The sequence below is a fragment of the Mariniradius sediminis genome (assembly GCF_021491425.1).
In the GTDB taxonomy this organism is placed as follows: domain Bacteria; phylum Bacteroidota; class Bacteroidia; order Cytophagales; family Cyclobacteriaceae; genus Mariniradius; species Mariniradius saccharolyticus.
Window position 1 is genome coordinate 84,956 of sequence record NZ_JAKEVZ010000012.1, and the last position, 23,590, is coordinate 108,545.

Annotated in this window: 21 protein-coding genes; 11 read left to right on the plus strand and 10 right to left on the minus strand. The window is 46.3% G+C overall.

All coding sequences use genetic code 11. The annotated features are described in order from the left end of the window. Positions 1-91: 91 nt before the first annotated feature. Positions 92-1,204, minus strand: a complete 1,113-nt coding sequence (locus L0U89_RS15375) for a hybrid sensor histidine kinase/response regulator (RefSeq protein WP_234862332.1) — start codon at positions 1,202-1,204, stop codon at positions 92-94. After that, positions 1,197-3,308 (minus strand): sensor histidine kinase, encoded by a 2,112-nt coding sequence (locus tag L0U89_RS15380; RefSeq protein WP_439651573.1) that lies wholly within the window; start codon positions 3,306-3,308, stop codon positions 1,197-1,199. Before L0U89_RS15380 ends, L0U89_RS15375 begins: the two co-directional genes overlap by 8 nt. A 674-nt stretch (positions 3,309-3,982) precedes the next feature. Here L0U89_RS15380 and L0U89_RS15385 point away from each other — a divergent pair. After that, on the plus strand, positions 3,983-4,456 hold the full coding sequence (locus L0U89_RS15385; protein WP_234862334.1) for a response regulator: 474 nt from the start codon (positions 3,983-3,985) through the stop codon (positions 4,454-4,456). Here the strand turns inward: L0U89_RS15385 and L0U89_RS15390 are convergent. Genes L0U89_RS15390 through porX form a run of 3 tightly spaced genes read right to left on the minus strand, consistent with a single transcriptional unit; the run spans position 4,453 to position 7,657 of the window. Then, positions 4,453-5,655 (minus strand): alanine dehydrogenase, encoded by a 1,203-nt coding sequence (locus L0U89_RS15390; protein ID WP_234862335.1) that lies wholly within the window; start codon positions 5,653-5,655, stop codon positions 4,453-4,455. The two genes, L0U89_RS15385 and L0U89_RS15390, sit on opposite strands and share 4 nt — an antisense overlap. Continuing rightward, the gene (gene tsaE, locus L0U89_RS15395) at positions 5,648-6,067 is read right to left on the minus strand and encodes a tRNA (adenosine(37)-N6)-threonylcarbamoyltransferase complex ATPase subunit type 1 TsaE (RefSeq protein ID WP_234862336.1); all 420 of its coding nucleotides are present in this window, start codon (positions 6,065-6,067) and stop codon (positions 5,648-5,650) included. The genes L0U89_RS15390 and tsaE overlap by 8 nt, the downstream gene beginning before the upstream one ends. Before the next feature lie 30 nt (positions 6,068-6,097). Next, entirely contained in the window at positions 6,098-7,657 is a 1,560-nt protein-coding gene (gene porX, locus L0U89_RS15400) for a T9SS response regulator signal transducer PorX (protein WP_234862337.1), read from the minus strand. Positions 7,658-7,709: 52 nt separating this feature from the next. On the opposite strand from porX, the gene L0U89_RS15405 reads away from it, so the two are divergent. The 6 genes from L0U89_RS15405 to L0U89_RS15430 are packed head-to-tail and all read left to right on the plus strand — an operon-like array spanning position 7,710 to position 13,373. Further along, positions 7,710-8,948 carry an HD domain-containing protein gene (locus L0U89_RS15405; protein WP_234862338.1) on the plus strand — a complete coding sequence of 413 codons (1,239 nt, stop codon included), beginning with the start codon at positions 7,710-7,712 and terminating at the stop codon, positions 8,946-8,948. A 17-nt stretch (positions 8,949-8,965) separates the two neighbouring features. Next, a complete protein-coding gene (gene lpxD, locus L0U89_RS15410; RefSeq protein ID WP_234862339.1) occupies positions 8,966-9,988 on the plus strand; it encodes a UDP-3-O-(3-hydroxymyristoyl)glucosamine N-acyltransferase in 1,023 nt (340 codons plus the stop codon). A gap of 43 nt (positions 9,989-10,031) precedes the next feature. Beyond that, positions 10,032-11,426 carry a bifunctional UDP-3-O-[3-hydroxymyristoyl] N-acetylglucosamine deacetylase/3-hydroxyacyl-ACP dehydratase gene (locus L0U89_RS15415; protein ID WP_234862340.1) on the plus strand — a complete coding sequence of 465 codons (1,395 nt, stop codon included), beginning with the start codon at positions 10,032-10,034 and terminating at the stop codon, positions 11,424-11,426. Next, on the plus strand, positions 11,423-12,202 hold the full coding sequence (gene lpxA / locus L0U89_RS15420) for an acyl-ACP--UDP-N-acetylglucosamine O-acyltransferase (protein WP_008627095.1): 780 nt from the start codon (positions 11,423-11,425) through the stop codon (positions 12,200-12,202). Before L0U89_RS15415 ends, lpxA begins: the two co-directional genes overlap by 4 nt. Before the next feature lie 5 nt (positions 12,203-12,207). Beyond that, the gene (locus L0U89_RS15425; protein WP_234862341.1) at positions 12,208-12,840 is read left to right on the plus strand and encodes an ABC transporter ATP-binding protein; all 633 of its coding nucleotides are present in this window, start codon (positions 12,208-12,210) and stop codon (positions 12,838-12,840) included. Between the two features lie 47 nt (positions 12,841-12,887). Next, positions 12,888-13,373, plus strand: coding sequence for a hypothetical protein (locus tag L0U89_RS15430; protein ID WP_234862342.1), 486 nt, complete (start codon positions 12,888-12,890; stop codon positions 13,371-13,373). Between the two features lie 52 nt (positions 13,374-13,425). Here L0U89_RS15430 and L0U89_RS15435 read toward each other — a convergent pair whose 3' ends face one another. Both L0U89_RS15435 and L0U89_RS15440 read right to left on the minus strand, forming a co-directional pair. Next, on the minus strand, positions 13,426-15,816 hold the full coding sequence (locus tag L0U89_RS15435) for an endonuclease MutS2 (protein WP_234862343.1): 2,391 nt from the start codon (positions 15,814-15,816) through the stop codon (positions 13,426-13,428). 9 nt (positions 15,817-15,825) lie between these two features. Next, positions 15,826-16,158 (minus strand): DUF4296 domain-containing protein, encoded by a 333-nt coding sequence (locus L0U89_RS15440; protein WP_234862344.1) that lies wholly within the window; start codon positions 16,156-16,158, stop codon positions 15,826-15,828. A gap of 122 nt (positions 16,159-16,280) precedes the next feature. On the opposite strand from L0U89_RS15440, the gene L0U89_RS15445 reads away from it, so the two are divergent. Genes L0U89_RS15445 through L0U89_RS15455 form a run of 3 tightly spaced genes read left to right on the plus strand, consistent with a single transcriptional unit; the run spans position 16,281 to position 19,081 of the window. Beyond that, entirely contained in the window at positions 16,281-17,159 is an 879-nt protein-coding gene (locus tag L0U89_RS15445) for a DUF58 domain-containing protein (protein ID WP_008627102.1), read from the plus strand. Then, on the plus strand, positions 17,152-18,048 hold the full coding sequence (locus L0U89_RS15450) for a hypothetical protein (protein WP_439651576.1): 897 nt from the start codon (positions 17,152-17,154) through the stop codon (positions 18,046-18,048). Before L0U89_RS15445 ends, L0U89_RS15450 begins: the two co-directional genes overlap by 8 nt. After that, the gene (locus tag L0U89_RS15455; protein WP_008627110.1) at positions 18,035-19,081 is read left to right on the plus strand and encodes a vWA domain-containing protein; all 1,047 of its coding nucleotides are present in this window, start codon (positions 18,035-18,037) and stop codon (positions 19,079-19,081) included. The genes L0U89_RS15450 and L0U89_RS15455 overlap by 14 nt, the downstream gene beginning before the upstream one ends. Before the next feature lie 3 nt (positions 19,082-19,084). Here the strand turns inward: L0U89_RS15455 and L0U89_RS15460 are convergent, their stop codons facing one another. Further along, on the minus strand, positions 19,085-19,729 hold the full coding sequence (locus tag L0U89_RS15460) for a hypothetical protein (protein WP_234862346.1): 645 nt from the start codon (positions 19,727-19,729) through the stop codon (positions 19,085-19,087). An 84-nt stretch (positions 19,730-19,813) separates the two neighbouring features. After that, a complete protein-coding gene (locus L0U89_RS15465) occupies positions 19,814-20,761 on the minus strand; it encodes an NAD-dependent epimerase/dehydratase family protein (RefSeq protein WP_234862347.1) in 948 nt (315 codons plus the stop codon). 150 nt (positions 20,762-20,911) lie between these two features. Here L0U89_RS15465 and kbl point away from each other — a divergent pair, with 150 nt between their 5' ends. Continuing rightward, positions 20,912-22,108: a glycine C-acetyltransferase gene (gene kbl, locus L0U89_RS15470; protein WP_234862348.1), complete on the plus strand. Its 1,197-nt coding sequence runs from the start codon at positions 20,912-20,914 to the stop codon at positions 22,106-22,108. Between the two features lie 105 nt (positions 22,109-22,213). On the opposite strand, the gene L0U89_RS15475 is transcribed toward kbl, so the two are convergent. After that, entirely contained in the window at positions 22,214-23,584 is a 1,371-nt protein-coding gene (locus L0U89_RS15475) for an amidohydrolase family protein (RefSeq protein ID WP_234862349.1), read from the minus strand. Positions 23,585-23,590 lie beyond the last annotated feature (6 nt).

Here is a 23,590-nt window from a genome sequence, read left to right on the forward strand (position 1 = left end):
TAAATATCAAGCAAATTAACGCCAAAATGCCAAGGAAACAAAGTGCGCGGTATGCTGTGGAATTTGGAATTTTCTGGGCCTTGGAAGTGCCCTATACCGTGGTCTTTTCGGGTTCCGGAGTCTTTAGGGAAGGCAAAGTTACCTGTACCGTGGTGCCAAGGTCAACTTCTGACTCAAGCAGGATTTTTCCACCAAGCTGATAGACTGCCTCTTTGACCATATACAATCCCAAGCCTGAACCGACGCTTTTCTGGGTTGCCCTTTGGAAAAGGTTGAACACATCGGCACGGTATTTCTCCTCAATTCCTACGCCGTTGTCTGCAATGGAAATAAGTGCTTGATCTTCCTCGACCACGATTCGGACGCGCACCTGTTTGGAATCCGAAAAATCCTTTTGGAACTGGCACGCGTTGTTGAGAAGGTTTCCAAGGATCACACGAAGCTTGGAATCATCAGAATAGAATGGCTGGTTTTGGGCAACATCAACCCGCAAGTCGATCTCAGACAAATCCCAACGTGAAGCAAGATTGTCAATTTGCTGCTTCACCAAGTCTGCAAATTCGATCTCAGTGACTTTGTTTTCCAATTTGGTAGACCTGTAGAAATCCAGCATTTTGAAAATGTAATCGTCGAGCTTATGCATCGCCAAATCGATCATGTCAAAATACTCAAGCACATTGGGGTCTTTGGATTCTAGCTTGGCGAGTTTGGAAACTCCCGAGATACTCATCAGCGGCCCACGCAATTCGTGCGATAGCGTATACACGAACTGGTTCATTTCGGAGTTGATCTTTTCAAGTCTTTCATTTTTGACTCTGAGCTCCCTTCTGGTGAAATAGATGTCTCCGGCATTGATGATTGCATTTTTGACTGTTTCGATGTTCCACGGCTTATCAATAAACCGGTACACTTGACCTCTATTGATCGCGTCGATTACACTTGCGATATCCGAATAACCTGTCAACAAGATTCTGACCGCTTCGGGATTGATTTTCATCAGTTTTTCAAAAAACTCAATACCATCCATTCCCGGCATCCTGATGTCTGCGATGACCACATGGAGTTCCTGTTCGGCTGCGATCTGCAATCCTTCTGCGGCGCTTTGGGCAGTCACCACTTTGAATTCCTTTCTCAGGCTAGCTTTGAAGGAATTCAGGTTATTGTCCTCGTCGTCGATGTATAACACTATGATCCGATCAGTCATTGTACGGCGTGGTTTGGTATATTGGTAACGTGATGATGAAATTGGTGCCCCTACCCTCAGCGGTATCCACGTGTAGTGTACCCTTGTGGTTTTCGATGATGGTGTAGACGATGGAAAGACCCAATCCTGTTCCTTTCCCTACGGCTTTGGTAGTAAAGAAAGGTTCAAAAATCCTTTGTTTGACATGACTTGGCATGCCAGGGCCATTGTCTTCGATTTCTATTTTGATTTTTTCGCCCAGAAGTGAGGTACGTATAGTCAGGGTCGGCTCGGCTATCTTCGCATGGTCAAGCAAGGCATGAATAGCATTGGTAATAATATTCATGAAAACCTGGTTCATTTTACCGGCGAGGCATTCGACCATGGGAATGTTGCCAAATTCCTTGTTCACCTTGATCTTGCCTGCCATAGCACTGTTGAGCAGGACCAGCGTGCTGTTGATGCCATCGTGGATATCGACCTTCTTGACATCCTGCTCGTCCACTCTGGAAAACAAGCGTAGGCCCTTTACAATTTCTACGGTGCGCTTTGCGCCGTCTTCCATGCCCCTGAGCAACTGATCTATTTCCTGAAGGATATATTCGAATTCGATTTCCCGCTCCAGTTTGTCAATTTCTTTTTGGGATTCGGGCGAAAACTCGAGCTTTCCTTTTTTGCGGTAAAGCTCCACAACCTCCAACAAATCACCAATATCCCGACGCAAGGGAGAGATATTGGAGCTGACAAAATTGATCGGATTATTGATCTCATGCGCAATGCCAGCGGTCAACTGACCCAAGGAGGCCATTTTCTCCTGATTGACCATTTGGGTTTGTGTGCTCTGCAGGTTGTGCAGTGTATATTCCAATTCCTCGGTACGTTGCTTCACCTTTTCCTCCAACAGTTCATTTTGCTCAATAATCAAGCTCTCGTTTTGCTTGAGCACTTTCAGGATGTCATATTGCTCCTTTTCCTTCTCTGATTCGAGGATGCTTTTCCGATCCGCAAGTGCAAATGAAAACAAGATTACCTGGAGCGTTGCCGCCAATGGAAGAATATAGACCGAAAATGACGAGAACGGAATCAATCCGAGTTCGATGGATATGTGCGCAAGGGCACCCATCGCAAAGACCGTCCAGGCTATGATAAAATACCTGGCGGGAAGGTATCCTTTTCTCAAAACCCGAAACCCAATGAACCAAACGAATATCGACAACAGACCAATTGCCAAGAGGTAAATCCGATATCCCGCCGCCTGGGAAAAGAAAATATTATCAAGCACCACAAACACAAAAATGCCTACAAGGAAGGTGATTCCGATTTTGAGCTTGGGTGTGTATCTAGAAATCGCCAAAAATTCCTTTGCAAATAGCGTGATCGAAATTCCAGTTAAGGAACCGAACAGGACGATTGATCTGATATTCATCCATTCCCAACTGGGCCAAAGCAGCTCCTGGGTATATCCGAATATCGAAGATTTGGCAAACCAAATGAGGATTGTATGAATCGTATAGAGTATGTAAACCTCGTCCCTGAATGCAATGAAAAGAAACAAGTTGTAGACAATCAACCCTGCCAAGATTCCTGTAAACACCCCAAAAAGAATGTTTTGCAAGTTCATTTTGTAATTTACTTGCTGAAGGTCAGCAATATAGGCGGAAAATATCTTGCTACTGTTACTCTTGATTTTAAGATATACATCGGCTTCCTGAATTCCCGAGAGGTCTAGCTCAAACGCGATCTTATTGGTAGGGATGATCTTTTTGTGAAAGTCAACGACTCTGCCGCCCATTTGGTGGCTGAGGATTTTCTCCCCATTTGCCAAAAAGAAATGTGCCTCGTCTAAGCTGGAGTTATTGATTACAAGGAACTTCCTTTGATCGTCCAAACTCTCTGACTTGACACGAAACCGCAGCCAAATCGAACTTGAGTTGATGCCGAAATTATGGATTCTCTTGGCAAGCTCCCTAAAATCCTTGCGATGAATAATTTGCTCCGGCGTAAACTCATTTCCCGGGTCAACCAAGTACTCAAATTGGGAAACGGGAATGGCTTCCTGGTCTGGCAAAATATGAATCGGAAACAAGCCGACTATCCAAAGAATAATTGAAAACAACCCAACCATCGGAAAATTACATTCATTAAAACTGATGCGCGACTGGCCCGACCATCGCAAATATTGCAGCTATATATCGGATATCCACATCTAAACCCATGATTTCCAAATGATTGGAAACACATTGCAAATATCCAAGCCAAACAATCGGGTGACGAAAGATCAGGGGCAACCAAGCATTTGTCAGGAAAAAACGTGGGGTAAAATTTGATTAAGTATCTCTTACTCAATACAACACGTCATTTCCGGATGGCAATATGTGGATTTCTTTTGTATTTTTTGAGTACGGGTACATTCAAATGCCGAAATTTTCTTTTTGAACCAAAAAAACTGAAGCATAATTTCTAAACCCAAAAACAACCCAAATCTCCAACGAATATGTTTTTCCGAAAAAACCAAACCTCAATCAAGTACAATTTTCTCCTGCTTCCATAAATTGGTTTTTTGATGCATAAATGAGGACAAACGAAGATTCAAACTACTGAAAATCAGTACATTTTCAGAATACGGGAATTCAAAATAGTCGGATAAATGATCAAAAAAATGAAAGATTTTTGATGAAAAATTAACCTATCTAAGACCATATTTTTTTATTGTAACACAAAAAAAATACAATTACATTCAAAGATTGGTGTTTGGAAATAAAATATTTGTAGTTTTGCCACAATCAATCATGCCATTCGATGTCTGAATCACCCCAAGATAAGATAAGAATCCTGTATGTAGATGATGAAGAAAACAACCTTCAGGCCTTCAAAGCTACATTCAGGAGAAACTATGAAATCTACCTTGCCCTATCTGCCAAAGAAGCAAGGGAAATCCTTCAAAACCACGAAGTGCAGATCATCATCACGGACCAGCGGATGCCTGATGAGACAGGGGTGGACTTCCTTGCGTCGATCATTCCGTCCAATCCGGACCCAATCCGTATCCTGTTAACTGGCTATACGGATATCCAGGCTGTAATTGACGCCATCAACAAAGGCCAGGTATATCACTACCTGACAAAGCCTTGGGAAGAAGAATACATGAAAAACGTGATCAGTAACGCTTTTGAGGTATACTCGTTACGCAGAGAAAACAAACAGCTCACCGAAGACCTGTTGCTCAAAAACAAGGAGCTCCAATCAATGCTTAATCTGAAAGAAATGCCCTAATAACGGGCGGCAAGGAGCAGCAATAATTCCTTGTGGGTCATTGAGAATTTTCGTGCAAGATAAGCATTTGTCAGGCTACCTCGGTACGTGTAAACTCCCTTCATGAACCATTTGTAGTTGAATACCATCTCCTCGGCCCCTCCTAAATCAGCCATTTGTAGCAGAATGGGTGTAAAAATGTTACTCAGTGCAACTGAAGCCGTACGGGAAACCCTAGACGCGATATTGGGCACACAATAATGGATAACACCATACTTCTGGAACGTTGGATTGTCGTGGGAAGTCATCTCGGAAGTCTCAATACACCCTCCCTGGTCAATAGATACGTCAATGATCACGCTGCCCGGCATCATTGAAGCGACCATTTCTTCGGTCACCACCATTTTGTTTTTGCCCTTCTCGGCGCGCATCGCGCCGATCACCACATCCGCCTCTTTGATCGCTTTGGCGATGGTATAATTATCTATCGTAGAGGTGAATACCTGCTGGCCAAGCAACTGCTTGATCCTGCGCAGTTTATAAATATGATTATCAAATACCTTAATATTTGCCCCAAGGCCGAGCGCGGTACGAGAGGCGTATTCAGCGACAGTTCCCGCGCCTACAATCACCACTTGTGTCGGGGGTACGCCCGTGACGCCACCCAATAGCAGACCTTTGCCGTTATTCACGGCACTGAGGTATTCCGATGCGATCAACATGACGGTGCTGCCTGCTATCTCACTCATCGCACGAATCACAGGCATTCCTCCGACCTTATCTTCCAAAAACTCATAGGCAACTGCCGTTATCCGCTTTGAATTCAGCGCATGTATGAAATCAGCGTTTTGTTTTCCAAGCTGCAGGGCCGAAATAAGGCAGGAACCAGGCCTCATAAACTCTATTTCTTCAACTGCTGGCGGCTCGACCTTCACAACCACCTCGGCATCAAACGCCTCCTTGGCCGAATAGACAATTTTCGCACCGGCATCAGAATACTCTTTGTCCGAAAATTTTGATTGCGCGCCGGCGCCAGTTTCGACCATCACCTCCATCCCGTTGTTGATGAGTAGGGCAACAGCATCCGGTGTAAGAATCACGCGCTTCTCTTGTGCGGCAGTCTCAGTCGGCATCCCGATCAATAGTGATCTTTTGGACTCCTTCACTTTTGCCATTGCTTCCCTGGGAAAAATCCCAACGCCCTCGGTTATCTCAACCATCTGCTTGCCCATTTTTTACCTTCCTTAGGATTAATTGCCTTGTCCCATTGTGCAGGGTAATTATGCGGACATGGAAAAAATCCTCTGGCAAAAAACCCGGAATCTTTTCCGCCCACTCTATCCAACAATAATTTCCACTTTCGAAATACTCATCTACTCCGATCTCAATTGCCTCTATGGGATCCTCCAGCCTATAAAAATCAAAATGGTAAAAGACTTCACCAAAGTGATTCCTGTACTCATTGACCAACGAAAATGTCGGGCTGCTTACTCGATCTTCCACCCCAAAGAGTTTGGCTATCGCCCTAATAAGGGTTGTCTTGCCAGCTCCTAAGTTACCTTGGAAGATCCAGATCTTCTCATCCCCAGCGTATTCGATCAGCTTCTTTGCGGTCTGATCGATTTCGTCCAAACTTTGGCACTCAATCGTTTCCAAATCTAATCAAATATTCTTTGGTGACATTCTGACTATAGGAACAATCATTTCCTCCAATGATACGCCGCCATGCTGAAACGTATCCTTGTAGTAGTTGACGTAGTAGTTGTAATTGTTAGGATATGCAAAGAAATAATCTTCGACTGCAAAAACATAACTTGTGGAAACATTGAATTTTGGCAACTTGGCGTCTTCGGGCCGAGAGATTTCAAATACTTTTCCACTCTCGAAGTTGAGGTTCTTTCCTTGCTTGTACCTTAGGTTGGTCGTGATGTTCTTGTCCCCAATGATTTTGTAGGGCTTGTTGACCCGCTTAGTGCCGTGATCGGTTGTCACGATGACCTGGGCCTTGGCTTGGTGGATTTTTCTAAACAGCTCATACAATGAAGAATGCTCAAACCAACTTCTCGTCAAAGATCTGTACGCGGATTCATTTGGAGCCAACTCCCTGACCATTTTCATATCGGTCCGTGCGTGGGACATCATGTCGACAAAATTGTAGACCAAAACATTCAAATCATTCCTCAAGAGTTGGCTAAATTGATCGACAACCGCCTTACCTTGGAAGGCTTGGATGATCTTATGATAACTGTATTTGATCGATAGCCGATTGCGATGGAGATTTTCTCCAAGAAACTGCTCCTCGTTATTGTTTTTTCCTTCTTCCGTATCCTCTCCTTCCCAAAGATCTGGGTGTATCCTTGCCATATCCGAAGGCATTAGCCCGCTGAAAAGTGCATTGCGCGCGTAAGCCGTCGTCGTAGGAAGTATGCTGAAATAGGTCCCTTCTTCCTCCACGTTGAAATATTCGGTAATCAGCGGCTTGATTGACTCCCACTGGTCCAGCCTCAGATTGTCGATCACTACAAAAAAAAGCGGTTTTCCAACTTGTATGGTTGGAAAGACCTTTTCCTGGAGTAGTCGGTGGGAAAGTATTGGGCGGTCACTTTTGGGGTTGTTGATCCAGTCGAGGTAATTATTCTTGATAAACTTCGCGAAGGAAGAATTCGCTTCAGTCTTTTGGGTGTCAAGCACGTCCTGCATAGTCTTATTCTCAGTGGCATCGATTTCAAGTTCCCAGTATGTGAGACGTTTGTATATCTCGGTCCATTCCTGAAATGTGGACGCTTCGTCGCAGGCATGACTGATATTCATAAAATCTTGCCTGTATGAGAGGTTGGTCTTTTCTGTGATCAACTGCTTGTTTTGGAGTATCTTCTTGACCGAAAGCAGGATTTGATTTGGATTTATCGGCTTGATGAGATAGTCGGCAATCTTGCCGCCGATGGCATCATCCATGATGGTTTCCTCCTCACTTTTGGTGATCATGACCACGGGAATCTGCGGCTTGAGCATCTTGATTTGTTGTAAGGTCTCCAACCCAGTCATCCCCGGCATCATTTCATCCAAGAAAATCACATCAAAATTGCTTCTCTCGACCGAATCGATCGCATCGACACCGCTGTTGACGGTCTCGATTTCATAACCTTTTTGTTCCAAAAATAGAATATGTGGCTTCAGGAGATCAATCTCGTCATCCGCCCACAGGATTTTGAACCTTTGCATAGAGTAGGGTTTACTTCTTCTTGAATTTATAATTACTTTTGGAACCAATCAAATGTCGCGGACATTGAAAAGCCACAAGATACTGAATGATCCTGTTTATGGATTCATTACCATCCCCAGCGGACTGATTTTTGAAATTATCGACCATCCATTCTTTCAACGGTTACGGCGGATCAAACAACTTGGTTTGACTGATTTCGTCTATCCGGGCGCCCTGCACACCAGATTTCACCATGCACTGGGTGCTATGCACCTGATGCGTATCACGCTGGACAACCTTCGCGTGAAGGGGACGGAGATTTCCGAGGAAGAGTATGAGGCTGCGCAAATCGCGATCCTTCTGCACGACATTGGGCACGGACCTTTTAGCCATGCCTTGGAATTCAGTCTTTTGGAAGGCATACCCCATGAATCAATTTCGGCCCTCGTGATCAACAAATTGAACGAAGAGTTTGGTGGCAAACTGGGCCTCGCGATGAAAATGTTTGGCGGGACCTATCATCGTAAATTTTTCAATCAGCTTGTATCCAGCCAGTTGGACATAGATAGATTGGATTATTTGCAGCGCGATTGCTTTTTTACGGGCGTCTCGGAAGGGACGATCGGCGCAGATCGGATCATCAAAATGATGACGATCTCGGATGACGAATTGGTCATCGAAGAAAAAGGAATATACAGCATCGAGAATTTCCTAAGTGCCCGGCGTCTGATGTATTGGCAGGTCTACCTGCACAAGACGACGGTAAGTGCCGAAAACATGATGATCAACCTGATCAAACGGGCAAAATTTTTGGTGCAAAATGGGGAAAACATCCCCGCCACCGAGGACCTGTTAATCTTTCTTAAAAACGACGTGCAGCTACACGATTTTGAGAATTCCGATCAAATCCTACACGCGTTTTTGTCATTGGACGACTTTGATGTTTGGGGAGCAATCAAATGGTGGAAAAACAGTTCCGATCCGGTATTGAGGAATATTTCAAACATGTTTTTAACCAGAAACCTCTTTAAAATCACGTTGAGAAACGAGGAATTTTCGGATGAGGAATTGGAAAATGCCCAAGCCAACCTTATGAAGAGGCAACATATTTCGAAGGAAGATTTGGGTTATTATTTTTCCCATGGATCATTGAGCAACTACGCATACCTCAGCAAGGAGAAGATCAATATCCTCACCAAAAAGGGAGAAAAAATCGACGTTGCCTCAGCCGCTGACCTTCCAAACATCAAGGCGATGAGCAAAATTGTCAAGAAACACTTTCTCTGTCATGCCAAAAATTTAATTTTGTAAGATACAATCGCGCACGCATGGAGTTTTCCCTCAATCAAATCGCAGCACTCATCAACGGACAGGTAGAAGGCGACGGCAGCCTCACGGTCAGCCGCATCGACAAAATCCAGGAAGGTATGCCAGGAGGCATCAGTTTTCTCTCCAATGCCAAATACGAGTCTTTCATCTACGAGACGAAAGCCACTGCTGTGATTGTGTCTGAGGATTTCAATCCCCAAAAGCCGATTTCCACCAATCTGATACGTGTCAAGAATGCCTACAATGGTTTCACGCAACTTTTGGAAACCTATGAAGCAATGGTCAAAGGTCAACAATCCGGTGTGGAAGAGCCTTCTTTTTTTCATCCATCCAGCCAAATCGGAGTAAACCACTACCGCGGAGCTTTTTCTTATGTAGGAAAAAACACAGTTTTAGGTGACAATGTAAAGATTTTCCCACACGCCTACATTGGTGACAACGTCCGAATCGGCAACAATGTGACGGTACACGCCGGGGTGAAGGTTTACAACAATACCCAAATTGGAAATAATTGTACCATTCACCCTGGGGCAGTCATCGGGGCCGATGGATTTGGATTTGCGCCACAAGAAGACGGCAGTTACAAGGCAATCCCACAATTGGGCAATGTAGTTTTGGAAGATCATGTGAGCGTTGGCGCCAACACGACGATAGACTGCGCAACGATGGGATCCACTTTGGTCAAAAAAGGCGTGAAAATCGACAATTTGGTGCAAATCGCCCATAACGTAGTCATAGGTGAAAACACGGTCATTGCTTCCCAAACGGGCATTTCGGGATCTACAATAATTGGAAAAAACTGCGTAATTGCTGGCCAAGTGGGAATTGTGGGGCATATCAAGATCGCGGACAACACGACCCTCGGAGCCAAAACCGGCATCATCAAAAGCGTGGATACACCTGGAAAAACACTTTTTGGTTATATAGGATTTGAGGTAAAGGAATTTTTGAAGTCCTACAGTGTATTCAAAAAACTTCCCGATATACAGGACAAAATCAAAGAACTGGAAAAAAAGGTTTAAATTTGCCGCTTAGTAGCTAATTCAGGAAGCGAAAATCGGACGAATGAGAGTCAAACAGCATACGATCAAAAAACAGGTTACCTTATCAGGAGTCGGACTCCACACAGGCGTAATCTCCAACATGACTTTTTTACCTGCACCTCCTAATCACGGCTATAAATTCCAGCGCATAGATTTGGATGGTATGCCCATCGTAGATGCTGACGTAGACAATGTGGTGGATGTATCAAGAGGAACAACCTTGGAACAAAGCGGCGCGAGGGTTTTCACGGTTGAGCATGTGTTGGCCGCATTGGTCGGACTTGAAATCGACAACGTTCTGATTCAACTTGACGGACCCGAACCACCCATCATGGATGGCTCCTCGATCCAGTTTATCCATATATTGGAAGAGGCAGGCTTGGAAGAGCAAAATGCGCTACGCAGGTTTTTTGAGGTACCAGAAAGTATTACCTACCGTGAACCGGCGAGGGAAGTGGAGATTGCCGCTTTGCCATTGGATGACTACAGGGTGACTGTGATGGTTGATTACAACTCTCCTGTACTCGGTAGTCAACACGCCTCTATCACCAATATCAGCCAGTTCAAGGATGAAATAGCTTCTTGCCGTACATTCTGTTTCCTCCATGAGTTGGAAATGCTCTACAATCACAACCTGATCAAAGGCGGAGACCTCAATAACGCCATCGTTGTAGTCGATCGAGTGGTGGAAGACAAGGAATTGGAGCATTTGGCCAAGATGTTCAACAAGAAAAAAGTCGAAGTAAGGAAAGAAGGTATCCTCAACAATGTCGAGCTCCGATACAAGAATGAACCCGCAAGGCATAAATTGCTCGATGTGGTGGGTGATTTGGCATTGGTAGGAAGACCTCTAAAGGCGCAAATATTGGCGGCCCGTCCAGGCCATGCAGCCAACGTAGCCTTTGCCAAGAAAATAAAACGGGTCATGGAAAAAGCTGGCCCGGTTAATATCCCACATTATGACCCCAAACTCCCACCGGTCATGGATATCAACCAGATCAGCAATATCCTTCCCCACCGCTATCCATTCCAGTTGATTGACAAGATCATCTACCTGGACGATACCGTAGTCGCAGGCGTAAAAAACGTAACGATCAACGAGCCGTTTTTTATGGGGCATTTTCCGGGAAATCCCGTGATGCCAGGCGTTCTGCAGGTCGAGGCAATGGCACAGACCGGCGGAATTTTGGTATTGAGTACCGTCGATGACCCGGAAAAATATTGGACCTATTTTTTAGGTATTGAAAGTTGTAAGTTCCGCAAAATGGTTCTTCCTGGAGATACACTCGTGTTCAAATGCGAGCTTTTGGCTCCGATTAGACGGGGAATCGCCAAAATGAAGGGAGAAGCTTATGTGGGAAACACATTAGTCTGTGAAGCAATTATGACCGCTAGCATAGTCCGTAAAGAAGCATGATCAGTCCACTAGCATATATACACGACAAGGCCAAGATCGCCAATAATGTCCACATCGAACCATTTACCATGATCCACGATAATGTGGAAATTGGTGAAGGGACCTGGATAGGTTCAAACGTCACGATTTTCCCGGGCGCCAAAATCGGAAAAAACTCGAAGATATTCCCCGGAGCCGTGATTGCGGCAATACCGCAAGACCTAAAATTCCACGGAGAGGAATCAACAGTGGAAATTGGCGACAACACCACAATTCGTGAATGCGTCACCATCAGCCGCGGCACCGTGGACAAAAGAACAACCAAGGTAGGCAACAACTGTCTGCTGATGGCTTATGTGCACATTGCCCATGATTGCATCGTGGGAAACAATGTCATTATTGCCAATTCAGTCCAAGTGGCCGGCCATGTGTCTATTGACGATTGGGCGATCATCGGGGGCAGTAGCGCCGTGCACCAATTTGTCAAAATCGGCATGCATTCTATGATTTCCGGTGGGTCTTTGGTCAGAAAAGACGTGCCACCCTTTACGAAAGCAGCCCGTGAACCGCTGAGCTATGCGGGAGTCAACAGTTTGGGACTTAGGAGACGGGGCTACTCCAGCGAAGTGATCAGCCAAATCCAAGAAGTGTATCGATACCTCTTTTTAAATAGCCTCAACAACACACGCGCACTGGAAGAAATCGAAATCAATCTCCCCGCCACCAAAGAGCGGGATGAGATCGTCAATTTTATCAGATCTTCCGAGCGCGGCGTGATGAAAGGCTATATCAGCTAGGATGGATGGAAGTCCTGCTGCAAAATATTTCGAAGCGCTTCCAATACGAATGGATTTTTAAAAATCTGGACCTTCAGATTGCCGACGGATCACGTTGGGCAATAACTGGAAGCAATGGTTCGGGGAAGTCAACTCTTCTGAAATGCATCTCGGGAGTTCAACCATTGACTGAAGGGGCAATTTCCTATAACATACATGGCGAAACCATCCCCTCCGAAGAAATCTACAATCACCTAGTGATTTCGGCACCCTATCTCGAACTCCCCGAAGAGTTCACTTTAAGCGAGTTTCTGGAATTTCACTTTAGCTTCAAACAAGCCAAACCAGGACTTTCCGAAAAACAAATGGTGGAAATCATGTACCTCAAGGGACAGGAACAAAAGCCCATTTCACAATTCTCATCCGGAATGAAGCAGCGATTGAAGCTGGGAATCTGTTTTTTTTCAAAAACAAATTTAATTCTGCTGGACGAGCCAACTTCCAATTTAGATGAAAAGGGAGTCAAATGGTATTTGCATTTGATTCAACATTTTTCGCAAGACGCCACAATTTTCGTCTGTTCCAACGACCAAAGGGAATACAGCTTTTGCGACAACATTGTTGAAATCGAGGCCTACAAGCCAAAACGGATACTTTGATTTTACAGGTATATCACTATTTTTACGGGGAAATATCAACTAAAAATATGTTTAAATCACCAATGCGCAGCATCCTAGCACTTTGCGCAATCCTTCTAGTATTCTCCTGTAAAGACGACGGAGAAGTGGATCCTCCCAAAACTCCCGAGGAATTGGCCATCCAGGATTTGACCGGGTCTGGAACACTTACTTGGGTCATCGCCGGAGGCGGCTCCGTTACCAGAGATGGTCGAAACGAAACCAACATCTACCAAACATTTGAGCTTACGTTGAATTCGGCCCCAGGCAAAACCTATACTTCCATCAATGGCGCCGACTTATTTGACTCGGGTGGAAGCTGGGCATTTGTGACTGGCAGCCTTGACAAAATCATCCTTGACGGATCCAAGCCTGCATCGAAAATTCCGATTTCCTTTACACGGACAGGAGACAATTTGATTTTGACATTCTCCATTGTGGCACCTAGTGGTAGAACCATCCCGAATGGCGCAGTGGCCGGCAACTACACATTTACTTTGAGAAAAAAGGCTTAAAATCTATTTTCTTGAAGAAAAAAGGGATTCCGCACAAATCGGAATCCCTTTTTTATGCCCTGAGCGTCACAAGCGTAACGCCTGCGCCTCCCCTGTCGGCGTGTTCATCTTCCAACTTGGCTACCGAACTCATTGACCGCAACAGGTTTCTGGTTATCTCCCGCAAAATGCCGTCACCTTTGCCATGGACAATACGCAAGTCCTTCAAACCCAACATAAACCCATCATCGACAAAATTCTGCACTAAGGAAATGATCTCCTCGGCACGCTTTCCCCTGATGTCGAGGTTTGGAGAAAAATCCATCATCTTGGCATTGGTGTCAAAGCCTATCCTTCTGGCAAGGGACTTTTTCTCTTTCTTCATTTCCCCCAGGGAAATTTTTTCCAATCGATTTAGCTTCACGTTTGATTTCAGATCACCGATACTGATTTCGGCCTCATTCTTTTTGAGGGCCATCACCTCTGCAATCGCACCACTGTCCTTCAATCGCACGTGATCACCCACGGCAATCTCCCCTGAAATGACCTTGATGGTTTTTTCGGGAGCTGGAATTTTCTTTTCTGGTTTTACCTTTGCCTTCAGCTGCTCGACCTCTTGCCTCAGTTCCTTTGCTTTATCTTTGTCGGCCTGCGTGCGGCGGATTTCGGCAATGGTATTTTCGATCTTCCTGTTGACATCGTCCAAGAGTGCTTTCGCCTCTGTCTTCGCCTCTTGGATATACTTCTTTTTGTTTTGCTCCAAGGATTCCCTTAGCTCGGCATATTCCTTCATACGCTGATCCAGGATCCTTTCTTTCCGTTTGTTTTCCAGCAGGAGGGATTCTTGCTGCGCCATTTGGTTCTCGAGCTTGGTAAGCATCTTATCGTACTTGACACGCTCTTCTCCAATATGCTCCTTGGCATAGTCGATGATATCCTTGGCGATTCCAATCTTCGAAGCGATCTCCAGTGCAAAGGAGCTTCCTGGTTTGCCAATATCCAATTGGTAAAGCGGTTCCAATTTCTCCACGTCATAGCGCATGGCCCCATTCACCAAGCCTTGGTTTTTGGCGGCCACCTGTTTGAGGTTGCCGTAGTGCGTCGTGATCACCCCATAGGCTCCGGTCCGGTTGAGAGCAAGTAGAATCCCCTCGGCTATCGCTCCACCAAACATCGGCTCAGTCCCTGTACCAAACTCGTCGATAAAGATGATGGATTTCTTGTCAGCAAATTGGGTGAAATGCTTCATGCTCATCAGGTGTGAGCTGTAAGTACTGAGGTCGTTTTCGATATTCTGCTCATCCCCGATGTCGATGAAGAAATCATCAAACACAGTACACACAGAATGGCTGTCCATAGGCACCAAAAGGCCACATTGGAGCATAAACTGGGCCAAGGCCACTGTCTTTAGCGTAACGGATTTCCCGCCTGCATTGGGCCCCGAAATGACCAAGAGCCTTCTGTTATGGTCTAGGCTTAGGTTGAGTGGCACGACTTTCTTCCCTGCCTGTTTGAGGGCAAATTCGAGCAGAGGATGTCTTGCATCGGACCATTGAAGCTGACGCTCCTTTTTTAAAATGGGCTTGTGGGAATTGGTCTTGATTGCAAACTTTGCCTTGGCCCGAATAAAATCCACCATGCCCAAAAAATGATAGGCCTTACGCATCTCGGGTATGAAGGGCCTCATTGTATCCGTGAGCTTCGTCAGAATCCGTTGGATTTCCCGACGCTCCATGTACTCGAGGTCCTTCAGCTCATTGTTGATGTCCAAGACTTCGGCTGGTTCAAGATATACAGTTTGGCCTGTAGCTGATTCATCATGGATGAATCCCTTGATTTTTCGCTTGTTTTCTGCCAAAACCGGAATGACCATCCTGCCTCCCCTGACGGTAATGGATGCGTCATCGGGCGTCATCCCCTTCGATTTGGCTTCTCGAAATATACGGTCCAATACCTTTCTAAGGCGGTTTTCCTCGTACAATATCTGTGACCGAATCAGGGATAGTTCCTGGGAAGCGTTGTTCCTTATTTTTCCCTTTTCATCAAGTATCCTTTCTATCGCTCTCAGCAGAGTGTTGTCCAATGCAACAAGGCCCAACAATGCAAACAGACTCGGATACGCTTCCTCATGATCCTTGAAAAACTCTATGCACCGGCTGAGGGTAAAAAGTGAAAGCCTGATTTCGTGGAATTCTTCTTGATCCAGAAAACTTCCCTCTATCCTCGCCTTATCGAGGTAGGGATTAGCATCGGTGTAGTTGGATGAAGGGAACAACTCCCCGGATCCAATGATTTTCTTGAATTCATCTGTCTGTTCAAGCAGCCTCGAAACCAGCGACAAATCCTTTGAAAAGGACATTTTGTCCACGAATTGGATACCTAAAGGTCCAGAACATTCCTCTTTGAGTAGTTCCCGGATCTTGGTAAAGCTGATTTTTTCTTCTACGTTTTGGGGATAAAGCATGAATCGTACCTATTTGCCAGAAGATTCGATGACGTGCAGGGAATCAATGGTCCTGGCGTAAATCCTGTCCATCACCCGAAGATCCCGCATATAATACTCAAGGCTTGCTCTAAAAACCGAGTCGCTGACCGCATGTTTTTCAAAAACCTCATTTTCCAAATAGGGGTACAATACCCTTGAGGAATCAAAATGTATCGGGAACGAACTGACTATCCCCTCTGCCAAATGGATATCCGTCAGGATTTGAACCATTTTGTCTTCCGAGAGCACACCTTCCGGCTGCTTGTCAGGACTGCAGGCAACGGAAAGGATCAAGCAGAAATGGAGAAATATTTTTTTCACGAACCAAAATTAAGGAAATCCAAGATATAGCCGTCGAATTATAACATCGTAAACTCCCGAACATCCCATTTCGTTTTTAAATTCAAATATCAGGCTTAATTTAGGCCCGCGAAAACCCCAACATGAACCAACTCCTCAAGAAGCTCAGACGGTATGAAATCATGATCCGGAAGGTGGTCAACAACCAGCTTCAGGGTGACTACCAATCGATCTTCAAGGGATCTGGGTTGGAGTTTGACGACTTGCGGCCGTATCAGTACGGGGATGATTTCAGGACGATCGAATGGAAAGTTTCTGCCAAAGGCCACGGCACTTTCGTAAAGACCTTTCGGGAGGACAAAGACCAGTCGGTTTATTTTTTGCTGGACATCAGCGGTTCGCAGGATATCGGCGATGAAGGCAAAAAGAAAATCGATATCGGAAAGGAAGTGGCTGGCGTATTGACTCTGGCCGCGGTCTTTGAAGGAAGCCAAGTCGGTTTGATTTCATTTTCAGATCAAAAAGAAAAAATCATTCTTCCCGGCAAAGGCCCCAAGCAGGGCATCAAAATCATCCAAGGGATATTCGGCCACAAAAACATATCCCTCAAAACAAACTTGAAGGAAATGTTCAACTTCGCCCTGAACATCATCAAGAAAAGGAGCATTGTCATTGTGATTTCTGACTTTATCGATCAAGGATACGAACGACCATTCAAGGCATTAGCCCAAAAACACGATTTGATTGCGATCCAAATAACCGATCCAAGGGAATCCGCGTTACCTACTTTGGGGATCATCCCGGTCTATGACAAAGAGCAAGGCAGGACGACTTGGGTGAATACCGCGTTTGGGAGTTTTTCTAGAAAAATTCTAGAATCTTTCAGCTCAGAACGCGAACACCTCCAAGATGTCTGCAAGAAAAACCAGGTCAACTACCTCGAAATCAGTACAAAGAATGACATTGTCCTGCCACTGATAGAATTATTCAAGCACCGTAACCGAACCATGAAGCGTGGGTAAAATCTTGGCCTCCATATTGTTGATTTTGGGATTCATTGTCCGACCGGTTTTGGCGCAGGATATTGAGGTGGAGGGCTATTTCATGCAGGATTCAGCGAAGCTAGGCGAGCGGGTTGCCTATGTACTCAAAGCCAAATATCGCCCCGGCACCAATATCATTTTCCCGGATTCCAGTTATAATTTCGAGCCTTTTGTTTTGCTCGAGAAAAAATCCTTTATCTCGTCTACAACAGATGACGTGACATTGGACTCCGCCGTGTACTATGTCTCGAATTTTTCGCTCGACCCCGTCGTACGGCTGTCACTACCGATTTATGAAGTCTTTCGATACGATAGTCTGGAGCACAAACCCCTGGAAGCCCAACTCGCCCTGAAATTGACGATTGACCCGCTTCCCGAAAACCTCGCCTTCAAGGACAACAACGTCTACCAACCCATACCTACCGAATTCAATGTGTTTGTTTTGGTTATCGTCCTGGTGGTACTGCTGGTGGTCGCTGCCGTCGTTTTGTTTTTCTTCGGAAAAAAACTCAAGCGGATGTGGCAAAACTGGCTCGAGAAACGCAAATACAAACGCTTCCTCAGCCGGTGGGAAAAAGCAGAACTTGCCTTTGCTTCCCAACCTGACATGGACCATGCCGACGAGTTGCTTGGGCTTTGGAAAACTTACATGGAGCATCTCAATGAGCAACCTTTCAGGGAATGGACTACCACGGAGATTTCGGAATTCCTTGACAACAAAGACATCATCAAGGATTTCCGCGCGATCGAATCCATCATCTATGCGGGGCAATCCGGAAAGGACATCAGCGAAAACTGTCAAAATCTAAGGGATGTATGCGCCATGGCGTTCCAAAAGAAGATAACCGAACCCGATGAATCCAAATAACATCAGCGACTTTTTCTCCTTGTTTTGGTTCCTTCCCGAGACATTCCAGTCCTATGATTGGGAAAATATCTGGGCTTTGCACCTGCTTTGGATCGCTCCGTTGGTAATGGGTTTACGGAAGTTTGTCAAATTTCTAAAAAACCCCGTGTTGGAGCTTTCCCTTCCCGGTACGGTTTCACAAAACAATCCATGGACTTATCTGCGGCTCATTCCGGGAGTACTTTTTATACTCGGACTGTGGATGGTGATCATCGCACTCGCCCGTCCGCAGAAAAGCAACGAGCGTGTCGAACAATACACCGAGGGCATCGATATCATGCTGGTGATGGATATATCGGAATCCATGGACCTACAGGACTTCAGCCCCAACAGGCTGGAAGCGGCCAAGCAAACGGCGATTGATTTCGTCAACGGCAGGTTTGGCGACCGGATCGGAATGGTGATATTCTCCGGAGAGGCATTTTCACTGGCTCCTTTGACGACAGACTACAAGCTGCTCACCGATTTGGTGAAAGACATCACCTTCAATATGATGGATGCCAAAGGCACCGCGATTGGCAGTGCGCTGGCGGCAGGCACCAATCGAATGCGGGAATCAGAATCCAAAAGCAAGGTGATGATACTGCTCAGCGACGGGGAAAACAACGCCGGAAACGTCGATCCGATCTTCGCGGCCAATCTCGCCGCGGCCATGGATATCAAAATCTACACCATTGCCGTGGGCAAGGATGGCATGGTACCCTATGGCGTGGATTTCTTTGGACGGCCGCAGATGATTGAGAGCTATCTGGACGAAACCACCCTGCGGGATATCGCGCGCATCGGCGGCGGGCAATTCTTCAGGGCATCCGATGGAAATGCGCTAGAGCAGATTTTTGACCAAATCAATACCATGGAAAAAGCGGAAATCAAGGAATCCCGCTACAAGGAAACTGTGGATTTCTATCGGGTGTATTTGTTTTGGGGCATCCTTTTTTTCCTCATTTGGATGGGGCTGAAAAGCAGCTTTTTCAACAATTTCCTCTTGGATTAAGGCCTATTCCGCCAGTGCCTCCCGTGTCAGCTGCTCAAATAAAATGTACGTGGAGTAAAACGTAACGGGCACGCTGACCAACAATCCGACACCAAAGGTCAAAATCCCGCCGAGATTGATCAACAACAAGAGTAAGGTGTAGACAAAAAACTTCCACCAACGCACCGTGATCAGTTTCCGGCTTTCCTCCAATGCGCTCCAATAGTCAAATCCCCCAAAAATTGCCATTAAGACCGCAAAATTGTAAGCTACTGCCAGGTAGACTCCCGGAATGATCAAAGCAAAAATACCCAGACTCACCAAAACCTGCCCGACCAGCCAAATCAAGACGGTCGGAAAATAGTAGGTGAAACCTGTGAAGAAATCCGGATACACAACGGGTTGCCCAGCACTGATCTTGAAGGCCACGAGATAAAATCCCGAATACAAAGGCGGGGCAAGCAGCAGGCCAAACAGGAAAACGAATTTATCAAGATAAACCAGCGCCAGCAGCTGCAAGGAAAAAATCAGCAGCGTAAAGGCCATGCTGAAAAGCGGCTGCTTCAAAAACATTTCCCAAAACTCCCGGAACACCTGATCCAGGTCAAAGTCATAGCCTTTTTCCCGCATTGCAGCAAGCCGTTCTTGGTTCGTGTTGGTTGAAGTCATTTTCAGATCAGATAGAATTCATTGGGTTGGAGGCAGCACAAGCCAAATGCTACACTTTACTATAGACCAGAGATAAATGTCCACCTAAAATTTGTAATTGGGCAAATGTTTCAGGATATCGGCAGTCATCTTGGCAAGGTCAAAGTCGTGCTGCCAGCCCCAATCCTGCCGAGCTCGGCTATCGTCAATGCTGTCGGGCCAAGAATCAGCGATCGCTTGGCGGAAATCCGGTTCATAACTGATCTTGAAGTCGGGATAGTGAAGCTTGATGTTTTCATAGATCTCGCTTGGAGAAAAACTCATCGCCGAAAGGTTGTAGCTCGAGCGGATCTTGACACTCTCCCGCGGTGCTTGCATGAGTTGGATGGTGGCTTTGATGGCATCGGGCATGTACATCATCGGTAGGTAAGAATCTTCTCTAAGAAAGGATACAAAATGCTCCCCTGCAATCGCCTTGTGGTAGATATCCACGGCATAGTCAGTAGTTCCTCCGCCCGGCAGAGACTTGTATCCGATTAGCCCTGGATAGCGAAGGCTGCGTACGTCAACACCGTATTTTTCAAAATAGTACTCGCACCAGCGCTCTCCGGCTTGCTTGGAAATTCCATAAACCGTATTGGGCTCCTTGACACAGTATTGGGGTGTCTGGACCTTGGGCGTGTTGGGACCAAACACGGCAATGGAAGAAGGCCAATAGATTTTGTCCATTTTTTCTTCCTTCGCAAGCTCCAAAATGGAAAGCAGACTGTCCATATTCAATCTCCAGGCAAAAAGCGGGTTTTTCTCGCCCGTGGCGGAAAGCACCGCGGCCAAATGATAAATCTGCGTCACACTTTCGGATTTCACCAGTCGGCGGACAGCCGCATCGTCCATTACATCGAGGACTTTTGTCTTGCAGCAATCAAATTTTTCAAGTGATTTTGGGTTGATGTCGGTAGCGATTACCTGCTCGCCACCATGGATTTCGGCCAAAGCCTGTGTCAGTTCCGAGCCCAATTGCCCGGCTGCACCAATGATCAAAACGCTTTCCATGAGTAAAATTTTCCGACAGATGGACTTCTGTGCCCCCTGAGGTTTTTGATTATATTTGGGATTGAATGGCGCAAAAATAGTGATTTCAGCCGATGTACGGCACAAGGGCGCCACAAGTGTTTGAGCTTTTAAAAAAACTAATTCCAATCCATGTACGATACCCTAAAACCCAAATTAGAGAAAGAGTTGCAGGAAATCCAGTCTGCTGGACTTTTCAAGAAAGAGCGGATCATCACCTCCCCTCAGGCTGCGGAAATCACCATCGCCGGCGGACAAAAGGTGTTGAACTTCTGCGCCAACAACTACCTTGGCTTGTCATCCCACCCCAAAGTGATCGAGGCGGCCAAGAAAGCCATCGATACGCATGGATTCGGTATGTCTTCTGTCCGCTTCATCTGCGGGACGCAAGACATCCACAAGGAGTTGGAGGAAAAGATTTCCAAGTTCTTGGGTACTGAGGATACGATTCTGTATGCCGCCGCTTTTGATGCCAACGGTGGCGTATTCGAGCCCTTGTTTGGTCCGGAGGACGCTATCATTTCCGATGCCCTGAACCATGCCTCCATCATCGACGGTGTCCGCCTCTGCAAAGCCATGCGCTACCGCTACGAGCACAACAACATGGAGGACCTCGAGGCCCAACTCAAGGATGCCGATGCCAAAGGTGCCGTACAGAAAATCATCGTCACGGATGGGGTCTTCTCTATGGATGGCACCATCGCGCAACTGGACAAGATTGTAGCTTTGGCTGAAAAATACAAAGCGGTAGTCATGTCAGACGAATGCCATTCCACCGGATTCATGGGCAAAACCGGCCGCGGCGTACACGAATACCGCAACGTCATGGGCAAAATCGACATCATCACCGGCACCTTGGGCAAAGCATTGGGCGGTGCTTCTGGAGGCTTCACCTCAGGCAGAAAAGAAATCATCGAACTCCTCCGCCAAAGGTCAAGACCTTACCTGTTTTCAAATACCCTAGCCCCTTCGATCACAGGCGCATCGATTGCCGTGTTTGATTTGCTATCCGAGACGACCGAACTCCGGGACAAACTCGAGGAAAACACCAAATACTTCCGGGCCAAAATGACCGAGGCAGGATTTGACATCAAGCCGGGAGAGCATCCCATCGTTCCGATCATGCTTTACGACGCGGTATTGTCACAAAAAATGGCTGAAAAGCTGCTGGAAAAAGGAATCTATGTGATTGGATTCTACTTTCCCGTCGTGCCAAAAGGACAAGCCCGGATCCGCGTACAGATTTCAGCCGGACACGAACGTCATCACCTCGACCAGGCAATAGCGGCTTTTGTTGAAGTCGGCAAGGAACTTGGAGTGGTGAAATAGAAATTTTTTACCGTGCCATGATGGAAGGGTCATGGCACGGGATTTTTTTTAGTGGCTGGGAAATCAGGGTCCAAAATACGCTACTGCCATCATTGGCGGACTATTTCACCTCCTTACATTCTTCTCCTCGATCCTTTTCAGCTCGGTTTGAATTTTTTCCTTGCTGATCCATTGACCGCGGAGCATCAGACCTTCGATGTTTTTGAGTCGGCTGAGATCTTCGAGTGGATTGCCTGAGACCAAGACAAAATCTGCTGCAGCACCTGACTTGATCACTCCATATTGCCCATCTTGTCCAAAGTAGCGCGCGATATTGATAGACCCGGATTTGAGGATTTCGACGGGTTCCATTCCCGCTTCGTGCATGGACTTGATTTCATTGTGGATCGAAAAACCGGGTACGTTAAACACCTGCGGGCTATCCGAACTCATCAATATCGGAACTCCCGCTGTATGCAAAGCCAACAGCATTTTTTGACGGAATTCAAGGTAAGGCTTCACGATCTCTTCCCGAAGCATGCCCTGGTTTTCCAACAGTTTTTTCTGGTTGACCCATTGCTGAATTTGGACTCCCGGGAGGTATTTCATATCGGGTTCGAGCCGAAACTGGTCGGCAGGTTTATAGCCAAAAAACCGTTCAAACAGCGTAAGGGTAGGCGCAATCCAAGCTTTGGAATCCAAAGTCATTTGGACCAATTCAGGGATTTTGGACATATCTGCATAGGGAAGCGCCATCATGCTGAACGCTCCCGCCACTTGGGGATCTAGCCTGCTCTTGTCAGACACCAGTGCCTCTATGTATCCATCCATGTGCTCCACGGACTTGTAGCCATGTTGGAGGGAATTGGCAAGGCCCACGTCCAATGAAACGTGACCGCCAAAGATGATACCCTCTTCTTTCGCAGTGTTCGCGATCGCCAAAAACCGCGGCATATCCAATCCTGGATGCAGCTTGAGGTGGTCAAATCCACCGGCTTTCTGTTCTCTGACCATTTGGGCGCCATGCTCCGGACTTTGTACAGAGCCTCCGTTCAGGGAAGGACCCGCAGCAAACAGGCGTGGGGAAATGATTTCCCCCGATGCCACTTTTTCCTTCAACTCAAGATGTGAAGGATGACCCATCATTCCTCTGACATTGAGGATGCCGTTGGCGATGTACAGCCAAAGGATATCCTGGGTATAGGAAAAGTCCCCCTCTGCGGATGCAGGCGGGATATGGGAGTGCATTTCCGCCAAACCAGGATGTGCAAAAGCTCCTTTTGCGTCTGTTTTGGTAATATTGGTCGGTATGTTTCTGGGCGGTGATGCCTTGGGGAATACGGCTGTGATTTTTCCTTCTTGAACCAAAATGGACTGGTCGCGAAGTATTTGACCCGACTCGACATCGATGATGTGGACGTTTTGGACGAGCATATCCTGCGCAGCACATGCAAGTGAAGCACATGCCGCGACAAATAAAAGAAGGAGCTTTTTCATGGTTAA